The organism is Nocardioides sp. (genome assembly GCF_964228225.1).
GTDB lineage: Bacteria > Actinomycetota > Actinomycetes > Propionibacteriales > Nocardioidaceae > Nocardioides.
The window spans coordinates 21,155-36,603 of sequence record NZ_CAXQZB010000016.1 but is presented as its reverse complement, the minus strand read 5'-3'; the positions used below and the strand labels follow the sequence as shown (position 1 = coordinate 36,603).

At 75.1% G+C, this 15,449-nt stretch carries 13 protein-coding genes and 1 tRNA gene; 7 read left to right on the top strand and 7 right to left on the bottom strand.

The features are described 5' to 3' along the window. The first annotated feature begins 56 nt into the window (after positions 1 to 56). Positions 57 to 1,130 carry a branched-chain amino acid aminotransferase gene (locus ACERUJ_RS03750; protein ID WP_370247097.1) on the top strand — a complete coding sequence of 358 codons (1,074 nt, stop codon included), beginning with the start codon at positions 57 to 59 and terminating at the stop codon, positions 1,128 to 1,130. Between the two features lie 106 nt (positions 1,131 to 1,236). Here the strand turns inward: ACERUJ_RS03750 and ACERUJ_RS03745 are convergent, their stop codons facing one another. Continuing rightward, positions 1,237 to 2,472 carry a hypothetical protein gene (locus tag ACERUJ_RS03745; RefSeq protein WP_370247096.1) on the bottom strand — a complete coding sequence of 412 codons (1,236 nt, stop codon included), beginning with the start codon at positions 2,470 to 2,472 and terminating at the stop codon, positions 1,237 to 1,239. A 100-nt stretch (positions 2,473 to 2,572) separates the two neighbouring features. Here ACERUJ_RS03745 and ACERUJ_RS03740 point away from each other — a divergent pair, with 100 nt between their 5' ends. Next, entirely contained in the window at positions 2,573 to 3,004 is a 432-nt protein-coding gene (locus ACERUJ_RS03740; RefSeq protein ID WP_370247095.1) for an MmcQ/YjbR family DNA-binding protein, read from the top strand. Here ACERUJ_RS03740 and ACERUJ_RS03735 read toward each other — a convergent pair whose 3' ends face one another. From ACERUJ_RS03735 to ACERUJ_RS03720, 4 genes are read right to left on the bottom strand one after another with little or no spacing between them, the layout of a single operon-like run. Beyond that, positions 3,005 to 3,946 (bottom strand): hypothetical protein, encoded by a 942-nt coding sequence (locus ACERUJ_RS03735; protein ID WP_370247094.1) that lies wholly within the window; start codon positions 3,944 to 3,946, stop codon positions 3,005 to 3,007. Next, positions 3,943 to 4,794 carry an ABC transporter ATP-binding protein gene (locus ACERUJ_RS03730; protein WP_370247093.1) on the bottom strand — a complete coding sequence of 284 codons (852 nt, stop codon included), beginning with the start codon at positions 4,792 to 4,794 and terminating at the stop codon, positions 3,943 to 3,945. The genes ACERUJ_RS03735 and ACERUJ_RS03730 overlap by 4 nt, the downstream gene beginning before the upstream one ends. A gap of 5 nt (positions 4,795 to 4,799) precedes the next feature. Next, positions 4,800 to 5,861 (bottom strand): FecCD family ABC transporter permease, encoded by a 1,062-nt coding sequence (locus tag ACERUJ_RS03725; protein ID WP_370247092.1) that lies wholly within the window; start codon positions 5,859 to 5,861, stop codon positions 4,800 to 4,802. Next, positions 5,858 to 6,958 carry a FecCD family ABC transporter permease gene (locus ACERUJ_RS03720; RefSeq protein WP_370247091.1) on the bottom strand — a complete coding sequence of 367 codons (1,101 nt, stop codon included), beginning with the start codon at positions 6,956 to 6,958 and terminating at the stop codon, positions 5,858 to 5,860. Before ACERUJ_RS03720 ends, ACERUJ_RS03725 begins: the two co-directional genes overlap by 4 nt. A 124-nt stretch (positions 6,959 to 7,082) precedes the next feature. On the opposite strand from ACERUJ_RS03720, the gene ACERUJ_RS03715 reads away from it, so the two are divergent. From ACERUJ_RS03715 to ACERUJ_RS03705, 3 genes are all read left to right on the top strand, one after another. Continuing rightward, positions 7,083 to 8,159: an ABC transporter substrate-binding protein gene (locus ACERUJ_RS03715; protein WP_370247090.1), complete on the top strand. Its 1,077-nt coding sequence runs from the start codon at positions 7,083 to 7,085 to the stop codon at positions 8,157 to 8,159. A gap of 150 nt (positions 8,160 to 8,309) precedes the next feature. Continuing rightward, the gene (locus ACERUJ_RS03710) at positions 8,310 to 9,254 is read left to right on the top strand and encodes an ABC transporter substrate-binding protein (RefSeq protein WP_370247089.1); all 945 of its coding nucleotides are present in this window, start codon (positions 8,310 to 8,312) and stop codon (positions 9,252 to 9,254) included. A gap of 75 nt (positions 9,255 to 9,329) precedes the next feature. Continuing rightward, the gene (locus ACERUJ_RS03705; RefSeq protein ID WP_370247088.1) at positions 9,330 to 11,195 is read left to right on the top strand and encodes a serine/threonine-protein kinase; all 1,866 of its coding nucleotides are present in this window, start codon (positions 9,330 to 9,332) and stop codon (positions 11,193 to 11,195) included. 9 nt (positions 11,196 to 11,204) lie between these two features. Here the strand turns inward: ACERUJ_RS03705 and ACERUJ_RS03700 are convergent, their stop codons facing one another. After that, a complete protein-coding gene (locus tag ACERUJ_RS03700) occupies positions 11,205 to 11,654 on the bottom strand; it encodes a hypothetical protein (protein ID WP_370247087.1) in 450 nt (149 codons plus the stop codon). A 286-nt stretch (positions 11,655 to 11,940) separates the two neighbouring features. Here ACERUJ_RS03700 and cimA point away from each other — a divergent pair, with 286 nt between their 5' ends. Both cimA and ACERUJ_RS03690 read left to right on the top strand, forming a co-directional pair. After that, positions 11,941 to 13,524: a citramalate synthase gene (gene cimA, locus ACERUJ_RS03695; RefSeq protein WP_370247086.1), complete on the top strand. Its 1,584-nt coding sequence runs from the start codon at positions 11,941 to 11,943 to the stop codon at positions 13,522 to 13,524. A 34-nt stretch (positions 13,525 to 13,558) separates the two neighbouring features. Beyond that, a tRNA-Ile gene (locus ACERUJ_RS03690) sits at positions 13,559 to 13,632 on the top strand. Between the two features lie 112 nt (positions 13,633 to 13,744). Here the strand turns inward: ACERUJ_RS03690 and ACERUJ_RS03685 are convergent. Further along, complete coding sequence (locus ACERUJ_RS03685) at positions 13,745 to 15,349, bottom strand: GMC family oxidoreductase (protein ID WP_370247085.1); 1,605 nt, start codon at positions 15,347 to 15,349, stop codon at positions 13,745 to 13,747. Between the last annotated feature and the right edge of the window lie 100 nt (positions 15,350 to 15,449).

The window sequence follows — 15,449 nt, the reverse complement described above, 5'->3', positions numbered from 1 at the left end:
AGTGCGCGCCCCCGCCCCTTCCCGTTCCTCCTAGAGAGTCGACTAAGTTGCCTTCCATGCAGATCAGCACCACGGTCACGACCACGCCGACGTCGCCCGAGCGGCTCGCCGAGATCCTGGCCAACCCCGGCTTCGGCACCCACTTCACCGACCACATGTTCACGGTGGAGTGGACCCCCGACGCCGGCTGGCACGGTGCCCGCATCACCCCCTATGGCCCGCTGAGCCTCGACCCCGCCACGGCGGTCCTGCACTACGCGCAGGAGACCTTCGAGGGCATGAAGGCCTACCGCCACGGCGACGGCTCGGTGTGGACCTTCCGGCCCGAGGAGAACGCCGCCCGGATGGAGCGCTCGAGCCACCGGCTCGCGCTGCCCGTGCTCCCGGTGGCCGACTTCGTCGAGGCCGTCGACGCGCTGGTGAGCGTCGACCACGCCTGGGTGCCCGACAACGAGGGCGAGAAGAGCCTCTACCTGCGGCCGTTCATGATCGCCACCGAGGCCTTCCTCGGCGTCCGGCCCTCCCAGCACGTCACCTTCATGGTGATCGCCAGCCCCGCCGGCGCCTACTTCCGGGGCGGGGTGAAGCCGGTGACGCTGTGGCTCACCGAGGAGTACACCCGCGCCGGCCGCGGCGGCATGGGGGCGGCCAAGACCGGCGGCAACTACGCCTCCTCCCTCGTGGCCCAGCAGGAGGCCACCGCGCACGGCTGCGACCAGGTCGTCTTCCTCGACGCCCAGGAGGGCCGCTACGTCGAGGAGCTCGGCGGCATGAACATGTACTTCCTCTACGACGACGGCACCATCGTCACCCCCGAGACCGGCACGATCCTGGAGGGCATCACCCGCTCCAGCATCATCGCGCTGGCGCAGGACCTCGGGCACAAGGTCGAGGAGCGTCGCTTCGGCATCGACGAGTGGCGCGAGGGCGTGACCTCGGGGCGCATCACCGAGATCTTCGCCTGCGGCACCGCCGCCGTCGTCACGCCGGTGGGCTCGCTGAAGTGGGACGGCGGCGAGGCCCCCGCCCCCGCGAGCACCGACCTCACCATGCGCATCCGCCAGGCGCTCGTGGACATCCAGTTCGGCCGCGCCGAGGACCGCTTCGGCTGGATGCACCGGGTCCTCTGACCCGTCGCGGGTCCCGGTCCCCCGTTGTCACCAGCGGAATGCACCGGTTTCCGACGGAAACCGGTGCATTCCGCTGGTGACAACGCCCAACGGTGACCCCGTGACCTCAGGGGGACGGCGGGGTCCAGCGCCACACCTCGCCCACGAGCTCGCCGTCGCTGCTGCGGTCCCAGCGCTGGCCGCCGTAGACGACCAGGGACTGGCCGAGGCCGGCGCTGGCCTCGTCGTAGACCTCCCGGCGCTCCGGCGGTGCGGTGACCTCGAGGTAGGAGTCGGTGGCGACGTCGTAGGCCAGGACGCGGGCGTCGGCGGTCGTCCACCCGATGCTGTTCGGCACGTCCCAGGTGCTCGTGGTGGCCTCGAGGACACCGAGCAGGTCGCTGCGTCCGCCGATCCCGGGATCCGGGAGGGTGCGCCAGGTGCCGGCCACCGGGTCGAGCAGCCACCCGGGCCCGGGGTTCATCCGGCCGTTGCGCAGTCCCCCCGCGCTGGTGGCGGTGAAGCCGTAGCCGCCGTCGCCCGGGACGTCGTCGACGCGGCGCCACACGGCCTCGGCCGGGTCGCCGGGGCCGCCAGCGTCGCCGAGCAGGGTCAGGACGGCGGCGTGCACGGTGTCGTCGCCGCCGTCCTCGACGGCCGTGAGCGGGGTGGCGGTCAGGGCCAGGGTGCGGTCGTCGAGCGCGACCCACTGCCGGTCGAAGCTCGGCGGGAGCGGATCGGCGGGGAGGTCGGTCCAGGTGCCGGTCGCCGGGTCGAAGACCCGGTCGGGACGCACGCCGCGCTCATCGCTGCCGGACACCAGGGCGAGACGCTCCCCGACCGCCAGGAGGGCGCGGTAGCCCGGGGCGGGCACGGGGCCGAGGTCGTCCCAGGCGTCGGCGACGGTGTCGTAGGCGACCAGGCGCGACTGCCGGCAGCGGTCGCCGTCGGTGCACTCCGCGAGCGCGTACATCGTCGTCCCGACCGTCACGGCGTTCGTCTCTCCTGCCAGGAGTCCGTAGGGCGCCGCGGCGATCGGGCGCCACGTCCCGCTCCCGGGGTCGAGGATCGCGCCGTCGGTGAGGCGTGCGGCCGGGGTGGCGCAGTCGGCCCCCGGCGGGCAGAGGAACTCCCAGCCGCCGACGATCAGCAGGTCGCCGGCCACCTCGGTCATCACGGCATGGGTGCGCGGTGCGAGCGGCGGGTCGGGCAGCCGCTCCCACCCGGCCCCGGGTGCGGTCCCGGCCCCGGCCAGGGCCCCGGCCTCCGACGTGGTCGCGGTGCGTGCACCGCAGCCTGCGAGGGCGGGTGCCGCGCACATCAGGAGCAGCGCGGCGAGCAGGACCGACCGAGAGCGTGTCATGGCGCTACGACGGCGTCGGCGCCGCCCCGGTTCCCCTCGGATGTCCGGTGCCGGACGCGGGCGCTGGTCGGGGCGGGCCGGCTGACCTAGGGTCGCGGAGGTGAGCCACCCGCTGATGTTCGACGACGCCGACCCGGTCCTGGTGCGACTGCGGGAGGCGGTGGCGCGGCTGCCCGAGGCCACCGAGAAGATCTCCCACGGCCGCCCCACCTGGAAGGCGGGACCGACCGGGAAGCTGTTCGCGGTGCTGGGCGGGGGGATCAAGGGCGGCCTCCCCGACGGCGGCATGCGGCGGCTCGACCACGGCCTGCTGTTCCTGCCCGACCCGGTGGACGAACCCGCGCTGCGCGCCGACCCGCGCTGCTTCCTGCCTGCCTACTACGGCCCGGCCGGCTGGTGCGGGATCGACCTCGACTCCCCGGAGACCGGGCCGGCGGGCCCGGACTGGGAGGAGGTCGCCGAGCTGCTCGTGCTCTCCTACCGCCGCGTCGCCACCCGGCGGCTGCTCGCCCTGCTCGACGCCGGCGCCTGATCAGGCCGGCTCGGGAGGCTCCGGGCGCCCCAGCCGCTCCTCGATCCAGAACACCTCGCGCGCCTCGACGTCGGCGGGCTCCCGGAAGGAGCAGTTGCCGCAGTAGCGCGGCGAGCCCGGCGGGAACCGGGTGTAGAAGCGGCGATGGGCCTCGGGGTACGCCGCGAGGTCGAGGTCGACCTCCGGCCGGGTGTAGGCCAGGCAGCAGCCGCCCTTCTGCCCGATCACCGTCGGACCGTGGGCGCACGACCCCACCCACAGGGCGGGCCGCTTGCGCCACGGCGCCGCCGCGGCGTGCGTGAGCCGCTCCACCGCGGCCACCGCAGCCAGCGTCGCGGGCACCTCGGGCTGGTTGGCCACCGCGGTCGCCAGCCCGTCGGCCACCTCCGCCCACAATGCGACCGGCCCCACCTTCGCCAGGGTCCGCACCCGGTCGATCAGCGGGGTGAGCACCTCGCGCAGACCCGCCACGACGGCGTCCGCCACGGGGTCGGCCACGGGGTCACGGTCGGGGCACCCGGGCTCCGGCCCGAGGGTGCGCACCCCCGCGACGCCGGCCCACGGGTGCCCGTGCGGCACGACGACGTCGGCGGTGCCGAGGTCCACCCGGTCGGGCCACCCGCCGGGCTGCACGCGGAACGCCGTGGCGGGACCGGGCAGGAACCCGGCGCCGGTGAGTGCGTAGCCGTGGGCCACCGCCCCGGCGAGCAGGCCGCCCACCCAGCCGACGAGGTACTTCGCGGCGGCCGCGGGCGGCTCACCCGCCTCGACCAGGCTCGCGTGCGCGGACCGCAGCGTCGCGCCGTCGTGCTGGAGCAGATCGGCCAGCGTGCGCCAGGACCCGCCGGACCGGCCGGCCTCGTCCCAGCGGGCCTGCCAGGCCTCGAGGTCGGTGGCGAGGTAGGCCGTCGGGGTGGCGGGCGGCGCTCCGGCGGCGCTCATCGCACCCCGACCCCGGTGTGATGACGACCGATCGGCAGCACCAGCGGGGTGCCGGCGACCTCGTCGAGGACCACCCGGCAGTCCAGGCCGAAGACCTCGGCCACCAGGTCCTCGGTGAGGATGTCGCGCGGCGGCCCGGCGGCCACGACACGGCCGGCGCGCATCGCGATCAGGTGGTCGCTGTAGCGCGCCGCCTGGTTGAGGTCGTGCAGCACCATCGCGATCGTGCGGCCCTCGGCGCGGTTGAGGTCGAGCAGCAGGTCGAGCACCTCCACCTGGTGTGCCAGGTCGAGGTAGGTGGTGGGCTCGTCGAGCAGCATCAGCTCGGTGCCCTGGGCCAGCGTCATCGCGATCCAGACCCGCTGCCGCTGGCCGCCCGAGAGTTCGTCGACGGACCGATCGGCGAGGTCCCCGGTGCGCGTGAGCTCCAGGGCCCGCTGCACGGCGCACTCGTCCTCGGCGCTCCACGGGCGGAACCAGCGCTGGTGGGGATAGCGCCCGCGCGCGACGAGGTCGGCCACGGTGATGCCGTCGGGAGCCAGCGGCGTCTGGGGGAGCAGGCCGAGCCGGTGGGCGACGTCGCGGGTGGAGTACGCGCGCAGGTCCCGTCCGTCGAGCACCACGCGGCCAGCGCGCGGCGCGAGCAGCCGGCCCAGCGCTCGCAGCAGCGTCGACTTCCCGCAGGCGTTGGCGCCGACGATGCAGGTGACCGCCCCGGCCGGGATGGCGACGTCGAGGTCGCGCGCGATCACCGTCGTGTCGTAGGCCAGGGTCAGTCCCTCCCCGGCCAGCGCGGCCGGGGCGGGGCCCGTGGCGGGGGCGGTGATGGGGGCGGGGGGTGGGGTCATCGAGGTCATCCTCCGGATCCGATGCGGTGGCTGCGGGCGAGCAGCCAGATGAGGTAGGGCGCGCCCACGAGTCCGGTCACGACACCGACCGGCAGCTCGGTGGGCGCGACGGCGCGGCGGGCGAGCAGGTCGGCCAGCACGACCAGGACCGCCCCCACGAGCCCGGCCGGCACGATCGTGAGCGGGGTCCGCACCAGCCGGCGGGCGATCGGTGCCGACACGAAGGCGACGAATGCGACCGGCCCGGCGGCGGCGGTGGCGACGGAGGCCAGCCCGACGGCCACGAGCACGAGCCCGAGACGGGCCTGCTCGACCCGGGCGCCGAGGGCACGGGCGGTGTCGTCGCCGAGCTGCAGCACCCGCAGGTGCCGGGTGAGGACCAGAGCGGTCGGCACGAGCACGAGCAGGGCCAGTCCGACCGGCCGCACGTGGTCCCAGCCGCGGGCGTTGAGCGAGCCGGTGAGCCAGACCGTGGCCTGCTGGGCCTCGTAGATCTCGGCGCGGGTGAGCAGGTAGGACGTGACGGCGCTGAGCACGGCGGACACGCCGATCCCGACCAGGATCAGCCGGGCCGAGGCGACTCCGCGGCGCCAGGCCAGCAGGTAGATCGCGACCGCCGTGAGCAGGCCCCCGGCCAGCGCGCCGAGGGCGAGCGCCGTGCCGGTGGCCTGGGCGACGACGATGAGGAACACCGCAGCGGCCGAGGAACCGGCGGTGATCCCGATGATGTCGGGGGAGGCCAGCGGGTTGCGCGCCAGGCCCTGGAAGATCGCGCCGGAGACGCCGAAGGCCGCACCCACCAGCACCGCGGTGAGGGCCCGGGGCAGGCGCAGCTCGCGCACGATGAACACGACGTCGTCGGGCCCGGTGCCCAGCACCGCACCCGGCACCGACCGCAGCGGCACCGGGAAGTCTCCGACGGTGATCGAGGCGGCGAAGCCGAGCAGTCCGACGGCGAGCAGCACCAGGCCGACCGCCGCGCCGCGCGGGCGCGTGCCCCGCGGCAGGCGCCGCCGGGTCGCGGGCCGATCGCCGGTGTCGGCGACCGGGCGCAGCAGCGCGCTCACAGCTCGGCCAGCCGGCGTCGGCGCACGAGGGCGATGAAGAACGGGGCGCCGAGGGCGGCCGTCATCAGGCCCACCTGGACCTCGCCGGGCCGGGCGATCACCCGGCCGAGCACGTCGGCGCCCAGCAGCAGGGTGGGTGCGAGCACGGCACTGACCGCGAGCACCCAGCGGTAGTCGGGGCCGGTGAGGGCCCGGGCCATGTGGGGCACGGCGAGGCCGACGAAGCCGATCGGACCGGCGGCCGCGGTGGCGCCCCCGACGAGCAGGACCACCACCAGCGCCCCGAGCAACCGGCCGACGGCGATGCGCTGGCCGAGCCCGCGGGCGACGTCGTCGCCGAGGGCGAGCACGTTGAGCGTGCGTCCCAGTCCCAGCGCCACCACGGTGCCGACGACGACGAACGGCAGCACCTGCTCCACGATCGCCCCGTCGCGACCCGCGAGGGAGCCCACGGCCCAGAAGCGGTACTGGTCCAGGGTGGCGACGTCGATGAGCAGGATGGCGGAGGTGATCGAGCCGACGAACGCGGTGAGGGCGGCACCGGCCAGGGCGAGCTTCACCGGGGTGGCGCCCTCGCGTCCCAGCGAGCCGAGGGCGTACACCGCGACCGACACGACCGCCGCGCCGGCGAAGGCCCACCAGACGTAGCCCTGCAGGGTCGCCACACCGGCGAGGTGGATCGCCATCACGACCGCCAGCGAGGCGCCCGCGCTGACGCCGAGGATGCCGGGGTCGGCCAGCGGGTTGCGGGTCAGGCCCTGCATGACCGCGCCCGCCAGGCCGAGTGCGACGCCCACGAGCAGTCCGAGCACGGTGCGGGGCAGCCGCAGGGAGTGCACGATCAGGTGGTCCTCCTGCGTGGGGTCGTAGTGCAGCAGGGCGTCGAGGACGGTCGGCAGCGGGATCGGCTTGGCGCCGACCGCGATGGAGGCCAGCACCACCAGCACGAGTGCGGCGACAGCCGCGAGGAGGCCGAGCACGCGGCGTGTGCGGGGACGGCCCGGATGTCCCTTGGCGCCGGAGGAGCGCCGCGGGTTCCCTCCGAGGCGGTCGGGTGCCGGCGGCGCCGCGGTGGTGTGGTCATGGACGGTGGTCACCCGGCTACTATAGGTGAGGCTAGCCTTAGTATGGATAGCCTCACCTGATGTGAGATGCCCTTGCTCGGAAGGGCGATCGTCGCGGCCGACCCCGGTGGCCGGCCCCCTGCCCCAGAGAGAAGTCATGTCCCTCACCCCCCTCCTCCGCCCCGCCCGCCCCCGCCCGACGGGCCTGCACCTCGCCGGTCTCGTCCTCGTCGCGGGCGCGCTCGCCGCCTGCGGCTCCGACGACGCCTCCGGGACCGACGCCACCGCGGCCGGGACCGCGGCCGGCGCCACCACGGAGCCCGACGCGTTCCCGGTCACCCTCGAGCACAAGTACGGCGAGACCACGTTCACGGCGGCGCCCGAGCGCGTCGTCGTCGTCGGCCTGCAGGAGCAGGACACCCTGATCGACCTCGGCATCGTGCCGGTCGGCGTCACCTACTGGTTCGGGGAGGAGGACGCGATCAACCCGTGGGCGGAGGCCGCGCTCCCCGAGGGTGCGGAGCCCCCGACCGTGCTGCAGGCCACCGACGGCATCCCGGTGGAGCAGGTGGCCGCGCTGCGCCCCGACCTGATCATCGGGGAGTACTCCAGCATGACCGAGCAGGAGTACGAGCAGCTCTCGCAACTGGCGCCCGTGCTGGCCCAGTCCGGGGAGTATGCCGACTACGCGATGCCCTGGCAGGAGATGGCCCTGAAGATCGGGCAGGCCGTGGGTCAGGAGGAGGCCATCACCGCCCGCATCGAGGAGGTCGAGGAGCAGTTCGCCGAGGCCGCCGCCGACCACCCGGAGTTCGCCGACGCCACGGTCGCGCTCGTGACCCCCTACGAGGGACTGTTCGTCTACGGCCCGGACGACCCGCGCGCCCGGCTGCTGGAGGACCTCGGCTTCGACACCCGCACCTCCACCCTCTTCGACGACCAGGCCTCCTTCGGCGGCTCGCTGAGCCCCGAACGCGCCGCCGACCTCGAGAACCTCGACCTCACCGTGTGGTACGACCGCACGGCCGAGGCGGGGGTCGCCGACGTCTACGAGGGCACCGACCAGTTCGCCGAGGGTCGGTTCGTGAACATCAGCGACGACGACGGCGCCTACTACGTGGCTCACAGCTTCACCAACACCCTCGCCCTGCCCTACGTCCTGGAGCGCTACGTGCCCCAGCTGGCCGCCGCGATCGACGGCGACCCGACCACCGTCGTGGAGGTGGAGGAGTGAGGCGCCGCCCCGCGACCGCGCTGGTGCTGGGACCGCTGCTCGCGGCGTCGGTGCTGACCGGCTGCGCGACGGACCCCGCGTCGGACCCCGCGACGGAGCCGGCGGGAGCCGGCCCCGCGGGGCGCCGCCGCGACGTGCGACGGCAACCCGGTGTCCGGGTCGCTCACCGACCCGCTGCCGGCGGACCTGCCCGAGGCGGTCGGCGTCGTCGTGACCGAGGACGACGGCACCCGCACGGTGCGCTCGGCGTGGGGCACGGTCGAGGTGCCGCAGGACCCGCAGCGCATCGTGTCGGTGATCGGCGACCTCGACTTCGAGTCGATGCTGGCCCTGGGCGTGGTGCCGGTGGCCGCGGGCACGCAGGGCGGATCGGCTGCGTCCGGGTTCGCCCCGCACCTGGGTGACCTCGCCGACGGCGTCACGCCCCTGGCGTGGTCCGACGGCGCCCCGGTGGAGCGGATCGCGGCGTTGCGGCCCGACCTGATCTTCGCCCCCGACGAGGAGACCGCGCAGCAGCTGGCGGCGATCGCACCCACGGTGCCGCGCGGATCGTGGGACCCCACGCGGTGGAAGGAGGACTTCCGCTACGTCGCGCAGGTGCTGGGCTGCGAGGAGGAGGGCGCGGCCCGGTTGGCGGTGTACGAGGACGACGCCGCCGCGCTGCGCGCCGACCTCGCCGCCGCCGTGCCCGACGTCGCCGAGCTGACGGTGGCCTCGCCCCAGGTGGGCTACGACCACGCGCAGATCGGCGTCGCGGGCCGCGACCAGCTGCCCTCGCAGGTCTTCGCCGAGCTCGGGCTCACCCTCGACGACCTCGTCACCGAGGCCGAGGACCCCTGGGAGGTGGGCCTGTCCTTCGAGCGGATGGCCGAGCTCGACGCCGACCTGCTGTTCTGGCAGGTGCGGCAGGACGAGACCGGGGCGCCCGACGAGGAGGGTCTGGCCCTGGCCACCGGCAACCCGCTCTACCGGCGCCTCCCTGCCGTGCGGGCCGGCGCGGTGACCGAGGTGCCGAACCGGCCCTGGTACTTCCCGACCATCCTCGGGGCCGAGCGGATCCTCGCCGACGTCCGCGCTGCCCTGATCCCCGGCTGATCCCCGGCTGATCCCCGGCTGACCCGCCGACGGTGGCGGCGGTCGTGGCGGGCGAGCCCGATTAGGCTCCTCGCCATGACCGCCGCACCGCCGACCCGTGTGGGCCGCCAGGGCGAGTACACCCTGCGCGAGCGGCTCGGCGAGGGCGGCATGGGCGTGGTGCACCTCGCCGACGCCCCCGGCGGACGGCCGGTGGCGGTGAAGCTGCTGCGCGCCCACGTCGTGGGTGACGAGGAGGCGCGCTCCCGGCTGGCCCGCGAGGTCGCCTCGCTGCGGCGGATCCGCAGCCGGTGGGTGGCCGAGGTGCTCGACGCCGACCCGTGGGCGCCCTGGCCCTACCTCGTGACCCGGTACGTGCCCGGCCCGACCGTGCACGACCACGTGCACACCGTGGGCGTCATCGCCCCCGGAGACCTGCTGTGGTTCGCCGGCGCGCTCGCCGAGGGGGTCGCCTCGGTGCACGACGCCGGCGTGCTGCACCGCGACATCAAGCCGAGCAACGTCATCCTCGACGGCCGCACGCCGATCCTCATCGACTTCGGCCTGGCCCGCGTGGCCGAGGATCCCCGCCTGACCCGCACCGGCTGGCTGCTCGGCACCCCCGGCTACCTCGCCCCCGAGGTGCTGCACGGCGAGCCCGCCACCGCCGCCAGCGACGTGCACAGCTGGGCCGCCACCGTCGCCTTCGCCGGCCTCGGCCAGGCCCCGTTCGGCACCGGACCGGCGATGGCGATCCTCGACCGCACCCGCCGCGGCGAGCACGACCTGCGCGGCCTCGCGGCCACCGGCGCCCTGCGCGAGGTGCTCGAGGCCAGCCTCGACCCCGACCCGCTGCGGCGCCCCACGCTCGCGGAGATCCTGGCGTGGACCCGGCCGCAGACCACGGCCCCCAGCCCGCTGCTGGTGGCGCCGCCCGGACCCGCGGTCGTACCCGCGGATCCCTTCGCCGACTCCCTGGCGCTGGCGCACGACCCCGCGCCGGTGCCCGCGCCCGACGACGAGCTGACCGCCGTGCTCGACGCCCTGCAGCCCCCGGGTGTCCGCACGCCGCTCCCATCGCGGTCCGAGCACCGCTCGGTGACCCTCGGCGACGCCGCTGCCCACCGGACGCTCCCCGCTCCCGCTCCGGTCGCGGACCCGACGCGGATCGCTCCGGTGCCGGTGTCCGCCGCCGTCCACCCCACCGTCGTCGTGCCGCCCGTGCCGCGGGCCCCCGTCCCGCCCGTCCCGCCCGTCCCGGCTCCCGTGCCCGCACCGGTGCCCGCCCCGGTGCCGGCTCCGGTCGGTTGGGGGGAGCACGGCGCCGTCGACCCGGTGCCGGGGTCGATGGTCCAGCACGAGCCGCCCGAGCCGCCCGAGCCGGTGGGACTGCGCGTCCGCCGGGCCGTCCTCATCGGTCTGCTCGGGGCCGCCTGTGCGGCCGCCGCCGCGATGGCGCCGCTGCTGTGGGCGGTGTCGGGGTCGGTGCTGCTGTGGGCGGTGGTGGCGGCCGGTGTCGGTGCCGACGCCGTCGCCCGGCGTCGGGCGGTGCGCGGCGCGCGCTGGCACGACGCGCCGGGACTGGTGCTCGGGGCGCCCTGGCACCTGGTGCGGGCCGTGCCGCGGGCGGCGATCCTGCTCGCGACCGCCGCCGCCGTCGGCATCGGCGCGCTCGGCGCGGGTCTGGTCGTCCTCGACCCGGTGCCCGGCGCCGTCGGTGACCTCGGCCGCGTGCTCGCCCTCGCCGGCGCCGCCGCCGGTCTCGCGACGTGGTGGGGACCCGGCGGCGCGGCGTTGCGACGTCCGGCGCGGGCCCTGGTCACGCCGCTGTGCCGCGGGACGGCGATGTGGATCGGGGTGGTCGTGCTCGTGCTGGCCGGCACCGCGCTGGCGGCCGACCGGGTGGGCGACGAGGGCACGTCCTGGCAGCCGATCACGCGGCCCCCGGCGCCCCTGCGCTGAGGCCGGCGCCTACTCGGTCTGCATCAGCCGTTCGACGTGCGCCACGAACGCGGCGCTGAGCTGCGCCGTGCCGCCGGCGTCCAGCCACTCCTGCCAGAGGTCGTCGAGCAGGGCGGCCACGGTGCGGTCGGGCTCGGGGGAGCGCAGCAGCCAGGCGCGGCCCGGCGGACCGGTGGGCAGGCCGAGCCCGGCCAAGAGGTCGGCGACCCCGGCGTCGCGGTGCGCCGCGTCCGGGTCGCCCAGCCACGCTCGGTGCGCCCGCGGCCACACGGCCGGGAGGAAGCACCACAGCGGCGTCGTCGGGGCCGGCTCGAAGCCGTGGGTGCGGGCGGCCTCACGCTGCGCGGCCAGGCTCGCAGCGGCCGGCGCGGTGAGGGTCGTGGGGGCGGGGTGGGGGAGATCGGGGTGCGTGTCGAAGTGCGCTTCGGGCTCCTCGATCCCCCAATCGGGGGTCGACACGGGGGGATCGTGCCACGGCGCAGGCCCCGCGCGACAGGGGTCGCGGTGCGTCGTGACGACCTCGGGCACCCCGCGGACGGCGTGCGCGCCGGGCCCGGCGCGTGGCACCATGGAGGGGTGCGTCACCCTCACGCCCTCATTACCTAGCGCACCGGGACCTCCTCGGTGCGCCGGCCTCTCGTGACCCGAGGGGCCTTTCGTCTGTCTGCGGCCCGATCGATCCGGACCCGCCCCGCCCTCACGCTTCGACCTGTTCCGCTCCGTTCCCACCTGAGAGTGACCCGCGATGGACCTCCACGGCGACTTCCACGTCTACGACACGACGATGCGCGACGGCGCGCAGCAGGAGGGCCTCAACCTCTCCGTCGCCGACAAGCTGACGATCGCCCGGCTCATCGACGGCCTCGGGGTCGGCTACATCGAGGGCGGCTGGCCCGGTGCCAACCCCAAGGACACCGAGTTCTTCCGGCGTGCGGCCGACGAGCTGGACCTGCGTCACGCGCGGCTCGCGGCCTTCGGGGCCACCCGCAAGGCCGGCGTCGCGGCCGCCGACGACCCCCAGATCGCGGCGCTGCGCGAGAGCGGTGCCTCGGTCGTGACGCTGGTGGGCAAGTCCCACGACCGCCACGTCGAGCTGGCGCTGCGCACGACCCTGGCCGAGAACCTGGCGATGGTCGGCGACTCCATCGCCCACCTCGTGGCCGAGGGCCGCGAGGTCTTCCTCGACGCCGAGCACTTCTTCGACGGCTTCCGCCGCAACCGCGACTACGCCCTGGAGGTCGTGCGCACCGCCGCCGAGGCCGGGGCGAGCGTGATCGCGCTGTGCGACACCAACGGCGGCATGCTGCCCGACTGGGTGGGCGAGATCGTCGCCGACGTCATCGCCTCCACCGGCGCCCGCGTGGGCATCCACGCCCACAACGACACCGGCTGCGCGGTCGCCAACTCCCTGGCCGCGGTGCAGGCCGGCGCCACCCACGTGCAGGGCTGCATCAACGGCTACGGCGAGCGCACCGGCAACGCCGACCTCGTCGCCGTCGTCGCCAACCTCCAGCTCAAGCTCGGGCGCACCGTCGTGCCGGCCGAGCTGCTGCGCGAGTCCACCCGCATCGCCCACGCCGTCGCCGACGTCACCAACTTCCCGCCGGCCTCGCGCCAGCCCTACGTCGGCACCTCGGCCTTCGCCCACAAGGCCGGCCTCCACGCCAGCGCCATCAAGGTCGACCCCGACCTCTACCAGCACATGGACCCCACCGGCGTCGGCAACGACATGCGGCTGCTCGTCTCCGACATGGCCGGCAGGGCCTCGATCGAGCTCAAGGGCAAGGAGCTGGGCTTCGACCTCTCCGGCGACCGCGACCTGGTCACCCGCGTCACCGACCGGGTGAAGATCCTCGAGCAGCGCGGCTACACCTTCGAGGCCGCCGACGCCTCCTTCGAGCTGCTCCTCACCGAGGAGGTCGAGGGCGTGCGCCCCGCCTACGTCGAGGTCGAGTCGTGGCGGGTCATCACCGAGAACCGCGCCGGGGTGGAGGACGCCGTCTCCGAGGCGACCGTGAAGCTCAAGGCCGCGGGCGTGCGCTACGTCGTCACCGGCGAGGGCAACGGCCCGGTCAACGCCCTGGACTCCGCGCTGCGCCAGGCCATCGGCCAGGCGTTCCCCGAGGTCGCGAAGTTCGAGCTCATCGACTACAAGGTGCGCATCCTGGACCAGGGCCACGGCACCGACGCCGTCACCCGGGTGCTGATCGAGACCTCCGACGGTGTGTCCTCCTGGGTCACCGTCGGCGTCGGCGCCAACGTCATCGAGGCCTCCTGGGAGGCGCTGCTCGACGGCCTCACCTACGGCCTGCGCCGCCACACCACCTGATCCGCGCACCCCGCCCGCTACGCTCACCCCACCCGGGGCGGTAGCTCAGTCGGTCAGAGCAGAGGACTCATAATCCTTGGGTCGTGGGTTCGAGCCCCACCCGCCCTACCCGGCGCCCTCGTGGTCCGTCGTACCAACCGCTGAGGCTGTTTCGGTGCCCGGAAACAGCAGTTCCGGTTCGTACGACGGACCCGCCGGGAGCCCGGGTCGGATCAGGCGGTCAGGCCACCTGCCCCGCCCGGCCGCCGGCGACGACGCCGGAGCGCAGGAGGTCGGCGGCCTTCTCGCCCACGACCACGCTGGGGGCGTGGGTGTTGCCGCGGGTGATGGTCGGGAACACCGAGGCGTCGGCGACGCGCAGGCCCTGCACGCCGTGCACCCGCAGCGTGGGGTCGACGACGCCGTCGGACTCCGAGCCGATCCGGGCGGTGCAGCTGGGGTGGTAGGTGTGCTCCACACCGGCGCGGATCTGTGCCTCGAGCTCGGCGCGGGTGGTGTGGGCGGCGCCGGGGTGCAGCTCGCTGCCGACCAGGCCCCGCATCGCGGACGTGGCGAGCAGCTCGCGCGCCCGCTCGACGGCGGTGACCATCGCGGTCATGTCGGCGGGCTCGGCGAAGTAGTCGAAGCGCACCGAGGGCTTGGTGCTCGGGTCGCTGCCGGCCAGCCGCACGCGGCCCCGGCTGCGCGGCCCCACCAGCGAGCAGCCGACGGCGATCGCCGGCTTGTCGTGGGTGGCGAAGCCGTGGTCCCAGAAGTAGGCGGGGCCGGCGAGGAACTGCATGTCGGGGCCGGCCAGGCCGTCGGTGGTGTGGAAGAAGCCGCCGGCCTCGCCGACGTTCGAGGTCAGCAGCCCGCGGCGTCGGGTGAGGTAGGCGACCAGCTCGCGCGGCGACTCCGCCTCGGCCAGCGTGCGGGCCGCGGTGGTCTCGGCGTTGAGCAGGTACATCGGGTGGTCCATCAGGTGGGCCCCGACGTTCGGGTTGTCCACCACCACGCCGACGCCGTGCTCGCGCAGGTGGTCGGCGGGCCCGATGCCCGAGAGCATCAGCAGGTGCGGGGTGCCGAACGCGCCGGCGCTCAGCACCACCTCGCGGCCGGCCCGGTGCACGACCCGCGACCCGCCCTGCTCCAGCTCGACGCCGACGGCGCGGTCGCCCTCGAGCACGACCCGGGTGACGAGCGCGCCGGTCAGCACGGTGAGGTTGGCCCGCTTGCGGGCCGGGCGCAGGTAGCCGTCGCTGGTGGTCCAGCGCTGCCCGCGACGCTGGGTCAGCTGGTACAGCCCGGCGCCCTCCTGGGTGGGGCCGTTGAAGTCGGGGTTGCGGGGCAGGCCGATCTCGACCATCGCGTCCACGAGCCGCTCGCTCACCTCGTGCGGGGAGCGGGGGTCCTCGATGAACAGCGGGCCCTCGCCGCCGTGCAGCGCGTCGCCGCCGCGGCTGTTGCGCTCGGCGCGCTTGAACAGCGGCAGCAGGTCGTCGTAGCCCCACCCGGTGGCGCCGCCGGCGGCCCAGGCGTCGTAGTCGGCGCGGTTGCCGCGGATGTAGATCATCGCGTTCTGGGCGCTGCAGCCGCCCAGCATCTTGCCGCGCGGGTGGTAGATCCGGCGGCCGTCGAGGTGGGGCTCGGGCTCGGTGTAGTACTCCCAGTCCAGCCCGGTCTTGAACTGCTTGGCGAAGGCCGCGGGGATCTTGACGTTGAGGTCGCGTCCCTTGCCGCCGGCCTCCACGAGCAGCACGGTCGTGCCCGGGTCCTCGCTCAGCCGCCCGGCCACCACGGCGCCGGCCGATCCCGCGCCCACCACGATGTAGTCGTAGGTCCCCATCTGCTGCTCCTGCCGCTCGCGTTCGCCGCGGCGTCGTCGACACCGCCGGTGTGAGCATCGCAACACCGAGGCGTTCGGCGCTTGTGCTGGTCACCAATGC